At 42.7% G+C, this 20,609-nt stretch carries 13 protein-coding genes; 4 read left to right on the forward strand and 9 right to left on the reverse strand.

Annotated features, from left to right (window positions below; translation table 11 throughout):
• The first annotated feature begins 24 nt into the window (after positions 1-24).
• The 3 genes from mnmC to AAEY88_RS05005 all read left to right on the forward strand — a co-directional run bounded on the left by mnmC (position 25) and on the right by AAEY88_RS05005 (position 3,379).
• Complete coding sequence (mnmC, locus tag AAEY88_RS04995; protein WP_350559929.1) at positions 25-2,220, forward strand: FAD-dependent 5-carboxymethylaminomethyl-2-thiouridine(34) oxidoreductase MnmC; 2,196 nt, start codon at positions 25-27, stop codon at positions 2,218-2,220.
• Between the two features lie 52 nt (positions 2,221-2,272).
• Positions 2,273-2,698, forward strand: a complete 426-nt coding sequence (locus AAEY88_RS05000) for a secondary thiamine-phosphate synthase enzyme YjbQ (protein WP_350559932.1) — start codon at positions 2,273-2,275, stop codon at positions 2,696-2,698.
• An 81-nt stretch (positions 2,699-2,779) separates the two neighbouring features.
• Positions 2,780-3,379 (forward strand): hypothetical protein, encoded by a 600-nt coding sequence (locus AAEY88_RS05005; protein ID WP_350559935.1) that lies wholly within the window; start codon positions 2,780-2,782, stop codon positions 3,377-3,379.
• 147 nt (positions 3,380-3,526) lie between these two features.
• On the opposite strand, the gene AAEY88_RS05010 is transcribed toward AAEY88_RS05005, so the two are convergent.
• From AAEY88_RS05010 to ffh, 7 genes are all read right to left on the reverse strand, one after another.
• Positions 3,527-4,195, reverse strand: a complete 669-nt coding sequence (locus AAEY88_RS05010; RefSeq protein ID WP_350559938.1) for a DUF4112 domain-containing protein — start codon at positions 4,193-4,195, stop codon at positions 3,527-3,529.
• Positions 4,188-5,105, reverse strand: a complete 918-nt coding sequence (gene ubiA, locus AAEY88_RS05015; protein ID WP_350559941.1) for a 4-hydroxybenzoate octaprenyltransferase — start codon at positions 5,103-5,105, stop codon at positions 4,188-4,190. Before ubiA ends, AAEY88_RS05010 begins: the two co-directional genes overlap by 8 nt.
• A gap of 37 nt (positions 5,106-5,142) precedes the next feature.
• Positions 5,143-5,385, reverse strand: a complete 243-nt coding sequence (locus AAEY88_RS05020; protein WP_350559944.1) for a hypothetical protein — start codon at positions 5,383-5,385, stop codon at positions 5,143-5,145.
• A gap of 69 nt (positions 5,386-5,454) precedes the next feature.
• Positions 5,455-6,429, reverse strand: coding sequence for a class I SAM-dependent methyltransferase (locus tag AAEY88_RS05025; RefSeq protein WP_350559947.1), 975 nt, complete (start codon positions 6,427-6,429; stop codon positions 5,455-5,457).
• A gap of 108 nt (positions 6,430-6,537) precedes the next feature.
• Entirely contained in the window at positions 6,538-7,380 is an 843-nt protein-coding gene (locus tag AAEY88_RS05030) for an undecaprenyl-diphosphate phosphatase (protein WP_350559950.1), read from the reverse strand.
• 123 nt (positions 7,381-7,503) lie between these two features.
• Positions 7,504-8,208 (reverse strand): tRNA (adenosine(37)-N6)-threonylcarbamoyltransferase complex dimerization subunit type 1 TsaB, encoded by a 705-nt coding sequence (tsaB, locus tag AAEY88_RS05035; protein WP_350559953.1) that lies wholly within the window; start codon positions 8,206-8,208, stop codon positions 7,504-7,506.
• A gap of 267 nt (positions 8,209-8,475) precedes the next feature.
• The gene (ffh, locus tag AAEY88_RS05040) at positions 8,476-10,035 is read right to left on the reverse strand and encodes a signal recognition particle protein (protein ID WP_350559956.1); all 1,560 of its coding nucleotides are present in this window, start codon (positions 10,033-10,035) and stop codon (positions 8,476-8,478) included.
• A gap of 401 nt (positions 10,036-10,436) precedes the next feature.
• On the opposite strand from ffh, the gene AAEY88_RS05045 reads away from it, so the two are divergent.
• Positions 10,437-11,228: a cytochrome c biogenesis protein CcsA gene (locus tag AAEY88_RS05045; protein WP_350559959.1), complete on the forward strand. Its 792-nt coding sequence runs from the start codon at positions 10,437-10,439 to the stop codon at positions 11,226-11,228.
• A gap of 89 nt (positions 11,229-11,317) precedes the next feature.
• Here the strand turns inward: AAEY88_RS05045 and purU are convergent, their stop codons facing one another.
• A complete protein-coding gene (gene purU, locus AAEY88_RS05050) occupies positions 11,318-12,235 on the reverse strand; it encodes a formyltetrahydrofolate deformylase (RefSeq protein ID WP_350559962.1) in 918 nt (305 codons plus the stop codon).
• 234 nt (positions 12,236-12,469) lie between these two features.
• Complete coding sequence (locus AAEY88_RS05055; RefSeq protein ID WP_350559965.1) at positions 12,470-20,305, reverse strand: hypothetical protein; 7,836 nt, start codon at positions 20,303-20,305, stop codon at positions 12,470-12,472.
• Positions 20,306-20,609 lie beyond the last annotated feature (304 nt).

A 20,609-nucleotide genomic window follows, 5' to 3' on the forward strand; every position in this document is an offset into this window, starting at 1 on the left:
ATGACTTAACTTACGTGATCCTCTATGTCTAAATCTTCTTCTGTATCTATTAATAGCAAAAATGCTATCAACCAGCCAGCGACTCAATCAAAAACATTTGAACCTTCAAACGTTATTACACCGGCTAAAATTGACTGGCAAACCGATGATACGGGCAACAAGGTACCGTTTTCGGGAGAATTTGGTGATGTGTATTTTTCACACGCCGACGGCTTAGCAGAGTCACGCCACGTTTTTCTTAACTGCAATAAGCTACCCGAGCGCTTGGCAAATTTAGTACCACTACAATGTTTTACTGTTGCTGAATTGGGCTTTGGTACTGGACTTAACTTGCTAGCATTATGGCAACTTTGGCGTCAACTCCGCGCTACGCATCCAGAGTTAGCAACGGCTCGTTTACATCTAATTACCACCGAAAAGTATCCTATAGCGCTTGAAGATTTGACCCAGATACTGACCTTATGGGGACAACGTGCGCCCGAATTAGCCGAATTGATTAAACAGCTGTTAGCGGCTTACCCTGCTCTTATTGCTGGCTGTCACCGTCTAAACTTTACCCATGATAATTTAACCGTTGATATCTGGTTGGGTGATGCTACCGATAGCTTAGCGCAAGTAGATACAACCGCATATAATCAACGGGCCGCTCATGTTGATGCTTGGTTCTTAGATGGTTTTGCACCGTCTTGTAATCAGTCGTTGTGGGCAGATACAATTTTTGCGCAAATGCAGCGCTTGTCATGCTCGGGTACAACTGCTGCCACCTATAGCTGTGCCGGTGTTGTCAAACGTGCCCTAAAGGATAGCGGCTTTGAGATTAAAAAAGTGGCAGGTTTTGGACGTAAGCGTGAGATGCTAACGGCGGTCATGATTGACAATATAGCGGCAGATAACAGCCTTGAGAAACAGGATAGCTTTGATGGCACGGACAGCTGTTACAATAGAGACGGTGATAATTCGTGTGTTTTAAGCAGCGTTGATAAGTCTAAAGATCAGCAAATAGTAACAACTAAGCCCCCTCATACTATAATAATCGGTGCCGGGGTTTCAGGCTTAATGACCGCCTGGTCGCTTGCTAACCGTGGTATTCAAGTGACGCTCATAGACAAGGCAGCGCCATTAGCAGGTGCATCAGGCAACCCGCGTGCCCTACTCGCCCCAAAAATGACCCCGATTCATCATGCCGATGACCACCTGCATACCACCGGCTATCTCTATAGCAGCAGACTCTATCGCCAGCTCAATGATAAAGCGGTTCAAGGTAATACGGCGCCAGTACTTGAATCCACAGGGGCGCTCGATTTATTAATGAAAGCCAATGTCAGTGTTGAGCAGATTGCGAACTATCCGGATGAGATGGCAACCACCCTATCGGTTGTACAAGCGCAGGAAGTTACGAGTTTAACAGCACAAGATTTATCCGAAAATTTATATTTACCGCAATCAGGATTGGTCAATCCACAGGCGCTAAAGGATGTAATACTCGCGCATCCGTCAATCACTTACCAGCAGTTAACAATCACGCAGATAAATGAGACAGAAACCAGCGTTGGTATCATTGGTCACAACCGTAATGACACTAACAATGATAAAGATAACGGTGAGAGTGTTATCACTATCCAAGCCGATAATGTCGTCATTTGTGCAGCTTATGAGAGCCACCAATTAGATAACCGTATCTTTGATTGCCGCAAAATCCGTGGGCAGTTGTCTTGGTTTACCCCGACAGTAGCACAATGGGCTAAACTGCCTAAATTACCACTTAAATATAGCGGATACTGCGCACCGTTTATGGCGCAAACTGGTGATGCTGCTTTAAATAATGTAGAAGAAGGTCAACGGCTATTATTGCTGGGTGCAAGTTTTGTGCGCAATGATATTGAGACGGATATTCGGGCTTCTGAGCAGCAAAATAACCGTGATAAGCTGGTCAATGCTATTCCTGAACTGGAAGCAGTTATCCCAACTGATACTAGCTTATGGCAAGCACGTGCCGGTATTCGGACCCAAACCCCTGATTATCATCCGCTCGTTGGGCAGTTAGCACGAAGTAAACGCTTGTGGACATTGAGTGCCATGGGTGCTAAGGGCTATGCCTTTGCACCGATATGCGCTGAGGTTTTGGCGGACATTATGCTAGGGTCGTTCCCGCCTTTATCAGCGACGATGCTAGCTCGACTATCGCCAAATCGTGCCCGTTTACAAACACCACTGCTTTAACTCATTCAAGCTAACTTATGGGTTTGCTCCACCTAACAGTGAGAATCATCTGATGCCTTACCATCAAACTACTCTAACTTTCCCTCCCTATACGCGAGGCATTCATGTCGTCACCCCGCTGATTCAAGATGCTATTTGTGAGATGTTGCCTAACAAAGTAGAAGCTGGCTTAGTGCATCTGTTTTTGCAACATACCTCAGCAAGCCTTACTATCAATGAAAATGCGGATCCAGATGTGAGATTGGACACCGAAGACTGGCTCAATAAAGTCGCACCCGCCGATCAACCCGAGTATCGGCACACTTTAGAGGGCTCCGATGATCTGCCAGCTCATTTCAAAAGTATGATGCTGGGGATAAGTTTAACTATACCCCTCGTAAATGGAGCATTGGGACTAGGAACGTGGCAAGGTATTTACTTATGCGAGCATAGAGATTCTGGCGGTCGACGCAAGCTAATCCTTACTGTCAGTACTTAAAAGCGGGCTGTTCCTCTTTGCTAACCGTGCTTCAATAAAACCCTCTTAACAACTAATGTCCATTTTGTGAATAGCATCTCTATGAATAAACTCTTTCTGAAAATCAATGCCCCAATCTTATTAGCACCTAAGTCATATTTCCGCATTCTTCCCGCTGTCCTCTTAAGCCTTTGTGGCTTTCTTACTCTGAGCGCTTGCCAAAAGATGCCTGACTCTGAGACCGCTGCTGACACTCAAACCGCAACAGACGACCAAATGACGCCTGTCGCTACCAGTATTAATGACCATAATCAAAATGTAGATGACGTGGTGGTAGTCGAACAAAGCGCTGAAGGAGTCACTTCAAATGCTAAAACCATCACGCCAAGTCCCAAGCAAGCCATAAAAGGCACGCAAATCACTGATGTACGCTATCGAAGTGCCGCAGGTGATACTTTATCCGTAGTCTTTGAGACCTCAGCGACAGGTGTGCTAAATGCTATTCTGACCTTACCGAATAAACCAAAAATGACTCTTAGCGCGCCAGAAGGACAAGGTAACAACCCAACTTATCGTTCAGCAGATGGCAATATTGAGCTACTCAGTCATGGTGGTGGTAGCACAATAGACCTGATGCAAAATGATAAAGTTACTAGTTTTGAGGCTATTAGTGCCGAAGCTGAAGTCGTCACTCAGCCTTAGGGCTTTTTAAGATTGAATTGCTTTAAGACTACATTACCTTAAGAAGGTATTATTTTATTCAAAGCCATAAAAAAGCGGTTAACGATATAAATTATCGCTAACCGCTTTCTTAATCTGGTTCCTACTCTAATCTTTTAGATAAAAACTTTAACCAAACCCTGTTAAATTGCTAAAAGCACTTACCAACCAGCCAATCGCCGTCCACAGCCCCCAGCCGATAATTACGATGACTATCAGCCCTAAGATGTCAGGTATATGCAGATAGAACCAAGCAGCGATTGGATGACGCCAAAAGCGACTGCTACGCTGCTTATTTTCTAACTGTTGATGTAAAAAGGGCCGATCCATATGGGTGGTTTCAGTGATGCCATATTCATCTTGTATATGCTGATGGACGATGCTGAGAGTTTTACGACTGGGACGAATAAAAATGTCCATCAGCGTACCGACCCCCGGAATAATACCCACCACCATATCAATTAATGCCAGTCTTACCGCAGGAGTCATTTTGCTTACCGGCACGCCTAAACGGCGGCCTAATATAAAGGCGTAGCTGGTTAACGCTAATCCGGCCAAGTCACCTGCTAATGGTATCGTTGATAATGCCGCGTCCGCACCTAGTCCTTGCTTGGTAAAAGGAATACGAACCACTGAATCCATCGCGTTAGCAAATTTGGCTAGTTTGCGTTCGGTAGCAATCACTTGCACGCGTGTCAGACCTTGCTCGGCAAGATTAAGCTGATAACTTATTTTTAGCTCATCTAATGATGAAGTTTTGGTAGACCCACGCTTTGGAGATTTACGTACTTTATCCATTAAAACTGGTCCAGATACAAGATATAGCGATCAAGGCAAAAACATAACGTCCCACCCAAATATTAGCTAAAAATGCTTGAAAACAGGCGAAGGCTTCGCGGCTACCGCAAGCATTATTTTGCTTAGAAAACATCATCGCTACTAAGGCTAATCCAAATATAGGCACTACGCCCAAAGTAGTTGGCGCAAAGTAATGCCATAACACCACGCCCATTAATAATAAAAATAAGGTTTGTAATACCGAGATAATCACCACATCAAAACGACCAAATAATATCGCTGTAGACTTGACGCCAATTTTTAAATCATCATCCCGGTCAGCCATCGCATATTGGGTATCGTAAGCAACCGTCCAGCACATATAGGCTAAGAATAGCAACCAACACCAAATATCAGTGGTGCCTGTTATTGCCACATAGGCCATCGGTATCGCCCAGCCAAAGGCAGCAGCCAAAAACACTTGCGGCAAATGAGTAAAGCGCTTCATAAAAGGGTAAATAAACGCTAAAACCACCGCTCCCAGTGACCAGTAAAACACTTGAATTGGTAAAAAGAATAATAAGCTGGCACTTAACAATACTAGTATTGAGAAGGCGGCAATGGCCTCTTTTCCAGAAAGACGACCATCCGCTAGCGGTCGGCCTTTCGTACGAGTGACATGACCATCTACTTTGCGATCCGCAAAATCATTAATCGCGCAACCCGCTGCCCGCATTAAAATCGCACCTAACGCAAAAATAACAAATATCTTTAAGCTTGGTAGACCCGCACTTGCTCCTTGCTGTTGGGCTTGACCCATCGCTGCAAGTAATACGCCCCATAAGGTAGGCCACAGTAACAGCTCAATCCCGACTGGCTTATCGAAGCGTGTTAACTGCATGTAGGCGTGAAGTTTGTCATTGAATGTCATAGATGGACTATTACTAAGTGTCATTGTTTTACAATCTCTACTTTTGCTGCCATAACTGATTTGCTTCTGACAACGATAACTCCGGATATTGTTCACGCAGTGCTTTGATAGCCGTTATTTTATTATCATGAGGCACATGTTCACGCAAATAAACTAATTTTTCTTGTGGGTTGCTTAATTTTCCTAAGCGCGCTTTGAGATGGCGGACTCGTAGGCGTAGAGCAATATTCACCAATAGCAAACCTGCTATCACCACCCAAATTATTATCGTTACCATCATTGAACCCCAAACTTATTGGTTTTATGTTTATAAATGAGTGAACCAAGTAACCATTGAGAAAAATAATCGCTAGGTAAAGTACCCATCAAAACGTACCGCACCATTCTGCCAACTATCATCTGGGATTTGATTAGCAAATAATGGTGCGTGCTGTGGGCGCTTAACAATAACCCGTCCCTGCTGTTTAGTGTTATCACTATCGCCATTAATACCGATATCGTCACTAACACTGCTATTGCCGTCAACCTTGCCACGAACCAACGCCTGCGCACCTTGTAGCAATTGCTGTTCTTGCATTAGAGACGGTGCACTGGCTAAATAGTGTAATGCTTGCATAAGTTTACCGACTTTAGCACCTTTACCCGTTTTGCTGTCTTGATAGCTGTCTTCTGGAAACATAGGATCTAAGTACACCACATCGATTACTTTATTAACGAAAGCATGGGTAGTTGCAACTGTGCTGCTATCAAGCGTGCCGCTATATTGACAAGAAGCAAAATAACTGAGCGCATCAGTGTTGATAATATGCAGGCGTGCCATTAGTTTTTGCCAATTCGGCTGTGTACTCATACGTTGTTGCTCAGCAAGCAACAGCAACGCCATTAAGGGATGCTGTTCTAACATCGTGACCTGCGCGCCAGTACTAGCCAAGATCAAGCTGTCATGGCCAAAGCCTGCGGTAGCATCGACTACATGGCTATCGACACCAACTTTTGTAGCCTGTAGTAGTAGCTCCGTCTTGCGACCAGCGCTGACCACTCGCCGTTGTAGCTTGTCCCACTCAGGCGCGACACTCAGACCACCACTCAGCAATGACAGTTTACTTTTATCATCTAATAATAAAATAGGCTGAGTAGCATCTGCACTTAATTGCTCTCGGTTTTTTTGGTTTAGCTTAACCGTTATCAACTCTACATTTAAACCTAATGACAGCTTGTTCCTGCTCACTAGAGCTTGTAAGCACTCGACTTTTGGCAACTGCGTTTTGGCAGTATAGAGCAATCGGCAGTCGCTCAGAGAGATAGATGCTGGTAGCGCCGTCATGATTGCCGTCCTTTGTTGATGCCACTGATTTTAATGACTGTTGTTAGCAGGTTTTAGTTTAATTATTACTCAAAATGATACATCTGACTCGTTCAAACTTGTCAAAAGCTAGCCTGCAAACTGATAGCCAAAGCCCCATGCGGCTACCAATACCACTACACCCGTAACAATACGCAACCATGCAAATATTTTGAAGTCGCGAAGACTTACCCACGCTACCAACCAACGAATACACAATAGTGCCACTATAAAAGACACCGCGGTACCGATACCTAGTACCAACCAATCCTGGCGGTTAGTCAATACGTCACCGTGCTTGAGTAAGTCAAGCAGCGCGGCACCCACAATAACTGGAATGCCTAAAAAGAAGGAAAACTCTGCCGATGCTTTACGTGAAACGCCCAGCCAAAGGGCACTTACAATAGTAGCGCCAGAGCGCGACGTACCGGGTATCAATGCAAAACACTGAAATAGACCAATCAGTAAAGCGGTCTTGAAGCTGACATCTTCTGCTTCATTGGCAATAATGGCTTTCGGACGGTTTTCTACATAAAATATCAAAAAACCACCGATAATTAGCATAATCGCCACGGTAATAGGATTAAATAGATAAGTTTTGATTTCATCGGCAAAGGTAAAACCAACCAGCATCACTGGAATGGTGGCTACAATGAGACTCAAACCTAATTGTCTTGGATTATTAAGACCTTCCGCCTTGCCGGTTAATAGTCCCAACAGCGCTTGCCACAGTCGTCCCCAATAGTCGTAAATAACCGCTAAAATAGCACCCAACTGGACAACGACAACGAACAAATCGACTTTTTCTTTAGTCCAAAAACCCATTAAGTCTGCTGATAAAATCAAATAACCGGTACTGGAAATAGGTAAAAATTCAGTGATACCTTCAACGATACCCATGATCACAGCTTGAATCAATAAGATAATATCCACAATCGCTTTCCTAAAAACGGACCTGCTGGTCGCTTTATATTGTTGTGATACGGTTGCTGCTAGACTTTTGAGAGATAAGGGGCCTAGCCGTCACGCATAGTGTTTAAATCAAGGTCGGAATTATTATGCCTTGCCTTGTTCTTTTAAAGTTTTCCAAGCTTGATTGCGTAAATATTTTGGTAAGGCAAGCGCCGCTTCTGTACCGCCCAAAGCTATGAATTGTGCGATGCCCAATTGACCAATTACTGTTGCATTAGGGCACACATCCTCATGGATTGTCTGCTCATTATACAAACTTAGTAGGCCCGCGCCATTACCGACAATAGGAATATTCAACGCTGTTTGGCTGTCATAATCTAGCAGTTGCTCAGTGTCTCTATTGTCTTCAAAAACAGGTTGCATGATGGCAGTTTCTAATTGACCATCTAACTGACTGTCTAATAGATACTGTCCGAAATATACTTGCTGCATGCGAGCATCAAGGGCGCTATAAACGTGCGTTAAACCATATTTTTGATACGCGCATTGGGCGATTGCTTGTAGGCTTGATATACCGACACAAGGCAAATCATGGGCGACTGACAACGCTTGTACCACCGCGGTATTAATGCGAATACCACTAAAGGCGCCCGGGCCACGGTTAAATATCAATGCCTGTATATCAGCAAGTCTTAGCTGACATTCAGACAAAGCCGCATCAATCATCGGTAAGATTTGCTGGGTTTGCTGACGTTTACCGGTTTCGGTCTGGCATGATATGACCTCACCGCTGTCATCAAGTATCGCGATTGAACACTGATCAAACACGGTATCCATGGCTAAAAACATTATGACCTCGGCTTAAGCTGCTGCTGTTTCAAAATAGCGCCTATCATAGCATTTAGGGTTCACAAGTTTTATCACTTTCTATATTTTTCACAACTTATTCATTAAGAGTTATTTCATAAAAAGTAGACAGTATGACATTGACTTTTGAACTGAGCTCATACTAATTAAACCTTATAGTCATAAAAACCCCAGAGCTGTCATCAGCGTTGGGGTTTTTATATTTATGCGACGTTAATAAATATAGTAGTTGTAGTTAATGAACTATATTTAAAAGCGTTTTTTGAAATTCTTAGAAGGTTCATTTTGCATCTCTTGCATCTGCTTTTGCATCTCATCGGTGCTGGGCATGTTATTGGGATCAAGTCCCATTTGCTTGGCCATTTGCGCTTGGTTCACATCTTTCATGCCCCCTTTTGACTGACCACCGCCGCCAAATAAAGGGCCACCGCCACCGCCGCCAGCTGCACCACCGCCGCCGCCCATCAATCCTTGCATAGATTTCATCATTTTACTGATGCCTTCAGGCTTAGAAATCATTTTCATCATTTTTGCCATTTGCTTATGCTGCTTGAGCAAGCGATTGATATCTTGAATCTCTTTACCAGAGCCAGCGGCAATTCGGCGCTTACGGCTGGGATTGATCTTGTCCGGATTTTTACGCTCGAATGAGGTCATCGAGTTAATCAAGGCTTCCATCTCACGTACTTTTTCTTCCGGCTTGGCATCTTCAACCGCTTTTTGCATATCGGAGCCGCCCATTCCCGGCATCTTATCAAGGAAGCCTGACATGCCGCCCATATTCTTCATTTGCTGGAACTGGGTAAGTAGATCCTCAAGGTCGAACTCGCCACCCTTTTGCATCTTTTTCGCCATTTTTTCGGCTTTATCACGGTCGATTTTTTGCTCAACTTCTTCAACCAAACTCAGTACATCACCCATACCAAGGATACGCTGGGCGATACGTTCTGGGTGGAAGAGTTCTAACGCATCTAATTTCTCACCGCGACCTAAGAACTTAATCGGCTTACCGGTAATAGCACGTACAGAAAGTGCTGCACCACCGCGAGCATCACCGTCAGTCTTGGTTAAGATAACACCAGTCAGCGGTAGCGCATCGTTAAAGGCTTTGGCCGTATTAGCCGCATCCTGACCAGTCATGGCGTCGACTACGAACAAGGTCTCAGAAGGATTAACCGCTGCGGTTAGCGCCTTAATCTCATCCATCATGGTTTCGTCAATAGCCAGACGACCTGCAGTATCAATAATCAAGATATCTTGATATTGAATTTTGGCTTCTTCGATGGCACGTAAGGCAATATCAATCGGGTTTTCATCAGTGCTCGAGTTAACAAACTTGGCATTCACTTGCCCTGCAACCTGCTCAAGCTGTTGAATCGCTGCCGGACGATAGACGTCAGCTGAGACTAGCATGACCTTCTTTTTATGGCGCTCTTGTAAATACTTAGCCAATTTACCAGCGGTGGTGGTTTTACCTGCCCCTTGCAAGCCCGCTAATAAATAGATGATAGGTGGCTTGCCAGTCATTTCTAGCTGCTGATTGGCACTGCCCATCATTTCGGTCAGCTCGTCATGAACGATTTTTACAAATGCCTGGCCTGGAGCAAGCTCTTTAAGTACCTCAGCACCTAGGGCTTGCTCTTTAACACGTTTAACGAAGTCACGAGTTACTGGTAGCGCCACATCAGCTTCCAGTAGCGCCATCCTCACTTCGCGTAAGGTATCTTTGATGTTGTCTTCTGTTAGCTGACCGCTACCGACAATATTGCGCAGACTCGACGATAAGCGTTCTGTTAAGGTATCAAACATAAATAGTTCTCAGTTAAACAATTAAAATGAATATCTATTAAAATTTTGGCCTAAAGGCTATGTACTTGTATTAGGCTTTCAATAAATGACTAAAAATAGCTCGCCAGTTGGGACAATTATTATTTAAAATAGTGATCAATTGGGATATTTTATGCCTATCGAAAAGACAAATAATACAAAAAACGATAGATTATCAACACTATAGCGTAAAAAGGGCTAAGACTTTATAGGCATTTTGCATTGTGTTTATAATATAGGTGTTTATAAAGAATGATAGCGATGATTCTCAATTGGCATCCATTTTATGATAAATTGGACGTTTATTCTAACCATCCTAATAATACCATTTTAGCATTAATTTGAGCGGCTATTTTGCGCTCTTTACGAAACGAGGCTTACCTGTGCACCTTGCGTTTATGATTGCTAGTATGGTTTATATTACGGTCAGTATCTATATCAGTTGGGCGTTGATCAAAGATAAGCCTGTTCATAAAGAGGTTAGTCTTGGCCTATTGCTGGTGGGAATGCTGGCGCATACCGTACTCCTGTATCCCCATATTGTCACTTTATATGGGCTAAACTTTAATTTATTTAATGTGCTTAGTTTGATCAGCTTATTTTTCTTATTTTTCTACGTGCTGTTTAGTCTATACCGCCCTATTGTTAGCCTCGGTATTTTGGCCGCACCGACCGCTCTTATCGGCATGACGGTTGGCTACTTTGGACGCGCGCCTTATAAACCACTGACCGATGTCAGCATGGGCCTTGAAGCGCATATTTTACTGTCGTTTGCCGCCTATTGTGTGCTGCTGATGGCGGCGGTGCAAGCGCTATTTTTACGATTGCAAATCCGTGAACTCAAGCATCATAGCATTCACCGCTTTTGGGTTAATAAATTGCCTTCACTACAAAGTATGGAAAGCTTATTATTTGATATGATTTTGGTCGGCTTTGTCCTTCTCAGTATCGCACTGGGATTAGGGTTTGTTTACGTCCAAGATTTAATGGCTCAACATATTGTCCACAAAACCGTATTTAGCATCCTATCATGGCTATTGTTTGGTGGCTTATTGCTGGGAAATTGGCGTGCTGGCTGGCGCGGTAAACGTGCTGCCAGCATCACCATTTATGCTTTTATTTTACTAGCGATCGGTTTTGTCGGTAGCAAATTCGTTTTAGAACTGGTGTTATAAGGCAAAGCGTGGCGGTCGGCAACATTTTTTGTAATCCGTGCTTCCCATCCTCGCGATTACTTTTATCATCTATTGGTAATAGCACTTTTTTAATTGAAAACCACCGTCTTATTACCAGTGACAATTACCCGATTTTGCACATGCCAATTGACCGCCCTTGCTAATACATTACGCTCAACATCGCGTCCAATTGCGCGCAGATCAGCAACACCTTGACGATGAGTCACACGGTGTACATCTTGCTCGATGATAGGCCCTTGATCCAGCTCAGCGGTCACATAGTGAGCAGTAGCGCCAATCAGCTTCACACCTTTATCATAGGCCTGTCGATAAGGGTCTGCGCCCACGAATGCCGGTAGAAATGAATGGTGAATATTAATAATCTGCATCGGCCAACGTTTAATGAAATCAGAAGATAATATTTGCATATAGCGTGCTAATACCAATAAGTCATTACCTGCCATCAGCTTATGAATCTGCGCTTCTGCATCTGCTTTATTATCTTTGGTTACAGGGATATGATGAAAAGTAATGCCAAAGTTTTCGACCGCTTGCCGTAAGTCAGGATGGTTACTCACTACTGAGGTAATTTGACAATCTAACAGTCCGCGCTGATGTCGCCACAATAAATCCAATAAAGCATGGTCAAACTTCGATACCAAAATACCAACCTTAAGCTTGATAGCATTGTCATGCAAACGCCAGGTCATTTTGTGGCGCTTAGCAACCGTGTGCGCAAAGCTGGCCTCAAAGTTATCTATAATCTCGCTCAGACCTTCTAAAACAAACTCTAAACGCATAAAGTATTGCCCGCCTTCATGAGCGGTCGAATACTGATCCAAACTAATAATATTAGCGCCATAGCGATGAATGAACTCTGATACGGCTTGGACAATACCTGCCTGGTCTCTACATTTAATCAATAACGTGGCGGTATCGGTAGTGGTAGCGCTAGGAGCAGTTTTTGTTGCAGTTTTCGGTAATGCAATCGTTATATTATCTGACATATTACGCCCAATCCAAAAATAAAAGTAACTATTCGCTATATTTAACAGTCTATCGAAAGCATAGCAAATCGGTCATTTTAATCGTTTTTGTGATTTTTTGCTGGCTTAGCCAGTAATTTTTAATTATTTAGGCTAATAAAGAAAAACCCAAAAAACTGACCTGACTCTCGTAAGTTGTGTCTAACTTATGGGGGTCAGGTCAAACATAAGATTAGGGGTTTTGTTAAAATCATATTAGGGCGTGTTAATTCTGATTACGTTCTTAAAACTAAACCCGCTATTACTGACTCTTATTTCAGCACCCTTAACAAGAGGCTTATTATTATCTGCAACAGCAAAGGCTTGATTAAAGTCTACTATAAAAGAGTTGAAGCCTTGTGACGTTGTTGAAGGATTAAAGATATCTCCGTCGTCATTAATATTGACAGAAAAATCTTGCGAAGGCGTTAATAATACTCGAGTTGTCTTGTTCGGTTCATCAATGTGAATACTCATGCTATCTATACACTGTGCACCGCCAGCACCAAAGGCACTAGCATTATTGGCCCAGGGCGACTTTAAGGTACCATTAATTATTTCTACGTCCTCCTCTAGGTAGGGTAATACAAAGTTTAGACTTTGTATATTTTTACTACCATTTACGAGCGTAGAGGCATCAAAGCGTACTTTTACCCAATTGGCATAACGTATTGGATAGCGAATGCTAAAGTCAGCACGTCCTTCATCATTAGTCATAAAGGTATAACCATCATCAGATACTGCATTACTACCTATTATAGATACAGGGTTGATAGCATCTAGACGATTATTACCATTTAAATCATCATCTTTTTCTAAAGTATAGTTATAATCTGGATCTTCAGTATTAAACCAACCTGATTTCATAGGTATGGTTAATTGCTCAGAATAACGTTCTAGACTATCAGTCGTTTTATAACTGACTTTGCTATCTAGTAGACAGACATTACCTTGTGCATATTCAATAGCATAAGACTTTATCGATATATCTTGGTTTGAAACGGCGCGACCGGAACCATCCATGACAGAAATCGAACCTTCTAAGGTGTAATAAATATTATCCGAGGTCAATTCGTTACTAAATGCTAAGGTGGTATATACCGCTTCTTTTGATACCGTAATATTGGTGGTTTTGGTACCAATTTCTGCATTATCATTCAATAAACGCGCGTTGATGCTGACGCCGCCAATCGGCGAGCTGGCATTGGCCTGATAAACCACGCGCGCCTCACCTCTACTATCCGTAATGGCTGTGGCTGCTGATAGACGTCCTGCTGATGAGTCTGCAGCTCGACTAAACACTACCGTCTGCCCTTCTACAGGTACATCGTTTTCGTCTTTAACCGTAGCAACGATCTCTGTGCTGCTACCTGGTGTAATGACTGATCTTACCGCTTGGAACAGCATTTTCGCAGGCGTTGTCGCTCTAAAGCGTGTATCAACGGTAGCTCGATAGCGCGGCTCACCACTTGGTAATGATTCGCCTAGCACAGTCGCTTGTAACGCAGTAATACCAGCCAGTTGTGACGTTAAGATGACTGGTATCGTAATAATATTACCTGTAACATCGCTTGCGCTAATAGTCTTTGTGACAATAACATTACTGCTATTATTATTACCACCAGCAAAGGTACCGATTGATGTCTGAACCTCAACTTGTTTACCAATTAGTTGTGTGGCTTGTGCTGCTGTATCGCGACGTATTTGGACAGTGATTGTCTGCGGCGTATTTACATCATAGACATCTTTAATATCAATGAAGCTAATCCCCGCCTGTGAGACTTTAACCAGATTTACAGTATTTGAGCTACGCTGAGTATTTAATTTGTTCTCACCAAAAGCACGCGCAAACACACGTAAGTTACCGTTGCCGTCAAAGGTTAAGTCGCTTTCATCAATATTAAAACTTGCCTCACCATCAGCGTTCGTAGTGGCATTGGCGTCAGTGGCAATGATATCACCGTCCGCATCTACTAATTCCATACGTGCATTAGCGATAGCACGTCCTGCACCATCTATCAGCGTGGTCGTAATAGTGGTCGTTTCGCCATCATCTAAGTTAATCTCTGACCCTGCAAGCGTAATCTCTGTACCTATCGCTGATAAGCTTAAAGACTTCTCTTCACGAACCTGCATGCTAACATTACCATTCGCATCGTATTGCGGCGTGACAATCTTGGCATTGATGACGACGCTATGATTAAGACGGGCGTTGATACTATTGGCAGCTAATAAGACACCGACATCGATTTTGCCATCAGCGTCTGTTGTTACCATACTAGGCGTTGTTAGTGCTGCACCACTGGCTTCTAGATTATTAATGCTTAGCTGTACTGGCACACCGGTAAGTACACCACCGCTACTATCCGTAACCCGGAATGTGGCATTGGTTTGATCGCCACCAGTATTTAATGTCGATTTATCAGAAGAAACTAGGATTTGATAACTATCAATGGTGGCCGTATCAACTGCGACGATATAGTCTTGTGTTATTTCAAGACTTTCAGCAGTGATAGTGGTTGCAGTCAATCGAATACCAGCCTCTAAAAGCGCGTCGTTGACATTAGCACCTGGCTCAAGTTTAAGATTGAAGGTAGCAACACCATCACTATTGGTTATAGCGTTACCATTGGTCACACTGACGCCAGTTTTGATAGGTTCGTCAACATTTAAGTGCACCTCACGTTCGGCGATACTACCCTTATTATTGGCAACCCGCACAAATACTTTAAAAGCATCGCCTTTGGTATTGACGACTTTGTTAGCGCCCATACTTAAGTTCTCTTGGGTGCCATTCGCAGACGGCGTGACCGTTGAGACGCGACTGGTCTTAGTCGAAATATTACCGTTAGCATCTGCTGCCGATAGCGCAACTATAAAGCTATTACCAATAGCGGCTTTTTGCGTATCAGTGAGATTATTTGGCACAGCAATCGTAAAAATGGCTTTACCTGAACCATTAGTCGTCTGAGTACCACTTGAAGCAAGAATGACACCTTGACTAGCAATAAACGCTGGTAGCGCAAGGAATACTTTTTGTCCATCGATGACATTATCTTTACTATCTTTGGCTATCACTTCAATCTGAGTCTCACCACCATTTAAGTTAAGGTCTTTTGGTGTTATAGCTATCAGATCAATAGCCGCTTTTGTAGACTGGATATTAAACTTGATTTCTTGGGTTTCACCTGTCAATGTTTCAGTCAGTTGAGCCGTCAATTTTTGGTTTTTCAAAGTATTCTTTTCTTTCTGGGTCAAATTGTTAGGCACGATAACCGTAAAGCTGACTACACCATCAGCGTTGGTGCTGACAATACTTGTTGCTGAGCCTATTTTTCCATTCACATTCAAGAAAGCTGCCAGTTCTTTATTTACACCTACGAACGCTAACTCAATCGGTTGGCCAGTGATTTTAAAGCTAGTATTTTGAGTACTCAGTTCTGCTTGGATGGTGGCCGTATCGCCTTCTCCATTAAGCGTATAGAAGGGACGATTATTAATAAAATTAGGGGCATTTAGAACGGTTAAATCAACGGATGGCGTCGAGATATCAACTTGTTGTACTTTAGAGTTATAAGTGTTGTCTTTTTCAACATAAGACAGCTGATAATTGATACCGGCACGCTTAAGCCCCGTACGCTGCTGAGCCGTTAGGTTTTCTGGTATATTGATAACGAAGATTGCTTCACCATTAAAATCAGTTGGTTGCGTACTTGGGATAATAGTTACACCATAGGTTTCAGCGATACCTTCCAGTTTAATTACGACGCTTCGACCTTCGATAGGCTTATTAGCATCGGTTTTGCTGGCCAGCTTGACGCGTACACTGCCACTACCACCAAGCTCACTGATACTTGGCGTTATGATAGAAGCAAATTTAATACTGGTCGCAGGTTGCATAACATCGATTTTTTGATCAGCAAGCTTAGCTTCTGTGCCATCATTATCCGTAATCGTAGCTGTATAGCTAATACCTGATGCAACCAATGCGGTACGCTGGTCTTGGGTTAAATCTTGACTTAGGTTAATGGTGAATACCGCATTACCAGCAGCATTGGTAATTTTCTCGTTACCTTGTATTGTGATACCAAAGGTTTCAGGAGTCTCTTTGATGATCAACTTCACTATATTACCCACCGCTGCACTACTATCTGGGCGTTTAGCAGATACTTGGATGGTAAACTGGGTATCTGTCACAGTGACCACTTTAGGGATGCTAGTAGATGTCAATTTAATATCACCTTGGCCGATGGCCGAACCTATAGCAATAGGAGCGCTAGATATAGAGCTACTCGCACCCGAAGCTTCGACTGCGCTAGCAGTTAAGATAAATTCGTCAGCCTCCTCAAGCCCTGTTTTCTGTTTAGATGACAACCCTGCTGGGACACGAACGGTATAGCTGACGATACCTTGGTTATTGGTGATTTGCTCAGCACTGCTTTCCAGAGTGAGTAGGCCTTGACCAATCAAATTAATCGGTAGGCTCGCTGTTACTTTCTGATTGGCAATGACACCACCACTTTTATCATTGACTCGGAAGCTGATAATGGCGCTACCACCTGAACTTGATAACTGTACTTTAGTGCTGGTACCGAAATTAATTTTGTACTGTGCAGTAGGAATAACGACTGATGTATTGTATTTACTGGTAACTACCCCATCGTCATCAGTCAAGCTAGCTGTATAAATGATACCCGACTTGACTAATGCTTCACGTTCAGCTTGGGTTAAATCTGTATTCACACTTACTGTGAATACAGCATTACCCGAAGCATCAGTGGTGCGCTCATTATCTTGAACCGTCAAGTCATCTGAGTTATCAATCGTTAGTTTCACGACTTTATCAGATGCTGCACTACCATCCTTTCGTTTGCCAGACACTTGAATCGTAAACTGATTTTTTAAAATGTTCACTACCTTGGGATTATTTTCTGAAACCAAAACAGTTGAGCTTCTCTGAACCTGTTCACTAATACTAATAGGAGCACTATCGACGGTACTACTGGCTCCTGATGACTCAACCATATTTACGTTTAGTAAAAACCCGCTTGCTTTTTCTAAAGCTGATTTCTGTGCAGTCGATAATCCAGTGGGTACGCGAACGGTATAGCTCACCGCACCTTTATTATCAGTGGTTTGAGTAGGAGCGCTGTCTAAGGTCAATAATCCAGAATCAATCAAGGCTCTTGGTAAACGAGCCATTATTTTTTGGTTGCCAATCACGCCGCCATCTTTGTCATTAACTCGGAAGCTGATGATTGTACTGCCGCCTGAGCTTGATAGCTGTGCATTACTGCTACTACCAAAGTTAATTTTATACTCAGCGCTAGGAACAGCTGCTCGTACGTTATAGTTTTCAGTTGCAATGCCGTCTTCATCGGTGAGGGTAGCAATGTAAGTAATACCAGTTTCCACAAAAGACTGACGCTGCGGCAAGGTTAGGCTCGGATCTATATTGATAGTAAAGACTGCATTACCAGCACTATCAGTAGTTTTTTCACTACCTTCAATGCTAAGACCTTTAACATTGTTAATGACAAGTTCCACAGCTTTACCCGCAGCAGCGCTACCATTTGGACGTTTGGCTGATACTTGGATAGTGAATTGATCTTTTAGGACATTAACTACACCAGGAATACTTTTTGAAGTCAGTAGGGTTTTACTTATACTAGGATCAGCAGTAACTGAGATAGGATTACTAATCGTATCAATACTGGCACCTGAAGACTCGACCAGACGTGCGTTCAGTAAAAACCTACCAGCACTCTCAAGTTCTGCTCTTTGCGTCGCAGATAATCCTGTTGGAATACGAACCATATAGCTTACGTTACCTTGAGAGTCAGTCATTTGACTGGCCGCACTTTCAAGTGTAATTAACCCCCTTTGTATTAAACTGCTAGGCAAGCTTGCGGTTACAGTTTGATTGGCAATCACGCCGCCGTTTTTATCGTTGACTCGGAAGCTGATGGTTGTCATACCTCCTGTACTCAACAGCTTAGCCTTACTACTGCTCCCGAAGTTCAGCTGATACTCAGCCATCGGAATGATAACCGATGCTTTATATTCATTAGTAGCAATGCCGTCATCATCCGTCAAAGTAATGGTGTAAGGAATACCAAACTTAACCAAAGATTCACGCTGCGCTTTAGTCAAATCTTGGCTCAGGTTAACTGTAAATATTGCATTGCCTGAGGCATCGGTGGTTTGCTGATTACCTTGGATACTGACGCCTACGACATTGTTAATAATCAACTTTACATCTTTTCCAGCGGCTGCACTGCCGTCTAGACGCTTACCTGCTACTTGAATGGTAAATTGATCTTTTAAGACATTGACAGCACTAGGAATACTTTTTGAGGTTAATATTGTTTCGCTTTCAGCAGTCACTTGGACACGCTTATTACTGATACTACTACTGGCTCCTGATGCTTCAAGTACCTTAGCCGTCAATATAAAACCGCCCTCTTTTTCTAGATTTTCTCTTTGCACTGTGCTTAGCCCTTCTGGTACACGTACCTTATAGCTCACCATACCTTTATCATCACTTACTTGCGTAGCATTGCCTTCTATAGTCAATAAACCCGCATCACTTAAAACTTTCGGTAGGCTTGCAATGACTTTCTGCTGAGCTATTGCACCGCCATTGCTCTCATCATTGACCCGAAAGCTAATGACCACGCTACTACCAAAGCTTGATATTTTTTCTTTATTATTTTCAGAAAATTGAATCTGGTATTGAGCTTTAGGTATGTAAGCAGTGCTAGAATAGGTTTCTGTAGTCACTGAGCGGTTGGGTTCAGACAGCATGACCGTATAGCTGACACCATTTTTTGCAAGTTTTGCGCGAGTCTCTTCATTTAATTTTTCTGCTACAATTAGATCTACCGTTGCTTGACCTTTATTATCTAAAATGAGTGATTCACGGCTTAAGACTACACCTTTAATCTCATTATTAAGCTTTACACTCACTTTAGCGCCATTGATTTGTGTAGGAACATTATCATTTGTAGGTTTAGCGGTGATAATCAGCTGCTGCTTATCACCATAGGCGCTGAGTTTATTGGTAACGCTTTCTATATCAAGTTTGTAATCAGAGATAGGCGGCGCTACTATAAACTTATTAGAAACGTCTTTTGCAGCACCGTTTTTTTCTTGGATATTAATAACATACGTAACACCTTGCTGAATAAGCGCGTTACGTTCAGATTTTATTAATTTACTATCGACTTCTATATTAAAATTGGCGATACCGCTAGCATCTGTTTGCTTACTATTACCACCTGTAATAGATACCCCTTTGACACTCGCAATTCCTAAACCTACTGTAACGCCGGCAGCACGCGCACCATTATCATTTTTTACAATCACACTAAATACCGCAGTGTCGCCAAAAGCGTTCAAAATATTGTTAGACACTGAGCTGGTATTTAATAACGGTTGAATATTAAGTTTGCTGACCTCCACCTGAGTTCCATCACCGCTGCCTTTTTTGAACACAGGAACTTTATTCATCTGTGTGATAATAGTGCCATCAATTTTGATAGCAGAAGCGGTTAGATTAAAGCCATTTGCCAATAGCTGCGCTTTATCAGCAACAGCATTTGGATTGAGCTGGAGGTTATAAGTAACATAACCATCACTATCGGTCGCAAGCGTACTACTTCCATCAATGGTAATACCGTTATTTTCAGAATTCTCAATTTTTAAGCTAATATTTTTATTGATAATTGCACCGCCACTAGCTTTTTCAGCTGCTTTTATCGTCACTGTAAAAGTTGTGGGTTCATCAGATAACTCAATATTATTTGGAGTGACCGCTATGGTTTGTAAGAAAAAGTCAGGCTCGATATCTGGCGTTTGGTCAGTACCGTCATTATTATTACCGTTGTCATTGCCATCATTACCACTCCCCGGCTGAGCCCCTAAATCTGGTGCAGGTGCAATAGAATCTACTGTATCATCACCGCCACCGCAGCCTGCTAATGCCAGCGCACAAGTCAACGATGTGAGTTGAAACAATTTAGAGTTAAATCGGTGTGAGCTATATGACATACTTTTTGGGCTCCGCATTAGCAAGAATTTATTTGAACAAATAAGCAAAAGTTGTCACACCATTTATTAGAAAATAGGTGACGCTAGGTAGAGTTACAGAAATATTAACTGTATTAACATATTGTATTAAATATATAACAGTAACTTTACGGACTTTTACGATAACTTACAATCAAATATTTGCTCTTCACGTTAAACAATCAGTAACATTGAACTGTAAATTCAGGGTATAATGGCTGTCTTTTATGACGACACTTATCACAAAATAATTTGAGTATTTACTGATTTTATGGTATAAATGTCG

This window comes from Psychrobacter sp. CAL346-MNA-CIBAN-0220 (genome assembly GCF_040309805.1).
Taxonomy (GTDB): Bacteria; Pseudomonadota; Gammaproteobacteria; order Pseudomonadales; family Moraxellaceae; genus Psychrobacter.

What these genes read in the sequence shown, in the direction of transcription:
- ubiA (WP_350559941.1), bottom strand. Translation starts at nt 5,105, where the DNA reads ATGACATTCAATGACAAACTTCACGCCTACATGCAGTTAACACGCTTC.
- ffh (WP_350559956.1), bottom strand. Translation starts at nt 10,035, where the DNA reads ATGTTTGATACCTTAACAGAACGCTTATCGTCGAGTCTGCGCAATATT.
- AAEY88_RS05025 (WP_350559947.1), bottom strand. Translation starts at nt 6,429, where the DNA reads ATGACGGCGCTACCAGCATCTATCTCTCTGAGCGACTGCCGATTGCTC.
- mnmC (WP_350559929.1), top strand. Translation starts at nt 25, where the DNA reads ATGTCTAAATCTTCTTCTGTATCTATTAATAGCAAAAATGCTATCAAC.
- AAEY88_RS05020 (WP_350559944.1), bottom strand. Translation starts at nt 5,385, where the DNA reads ATGATGGTAACGATAATAATTTGGGTGGTGATAGCAGGTTTGCTATTG.
- AAEY88_RS05010 (WP_350559938.1), bottom strand. Translation starts at nt 4,195, where the DNA reads ATGGATAAAGTACGTAAATCTCCAAAGCGTGGGTCTACCAAAACTTCA.
- tsaB (WP_350559953.1), bottom strand. Translation starts at nt 8,208, where the DNA reads ATGTTTTTAGCCATGGATACCGTGTTTGATCAGTGTTCAATCGCGATA.
- purU (WP_350559962.1), bottom strand. Translation starts at nt 12,235, where the DNA reads ATGTCAGATAATATAACGATTGCATTACCGAAAACTGCAACAAAAACT.
- AAEY88_RS05005 (WP_350559935.1), top strand. Translation starts at nt 2,780, where the DNA reads ATGAATAAACTCTTTCTGAAAATCAATGCCCCAATCTTATTAGCACCT.
- AAEY88_RS05000 (WP_350559932.1), top strand. Translation starts at nt 2,273, where the DNA reads ATGCCTTACCATCAAACTACTCTAACTTTCCCTCCCTATACGCGAGGC.
- AAEY88_RS05055 (WP_350559965.1), bottom strand. Translation starts at nt 20,305, where the DNA reads ATGTCATATAGCTCACACCGATTTAACTCTAAATTGTTTCAACTCACA.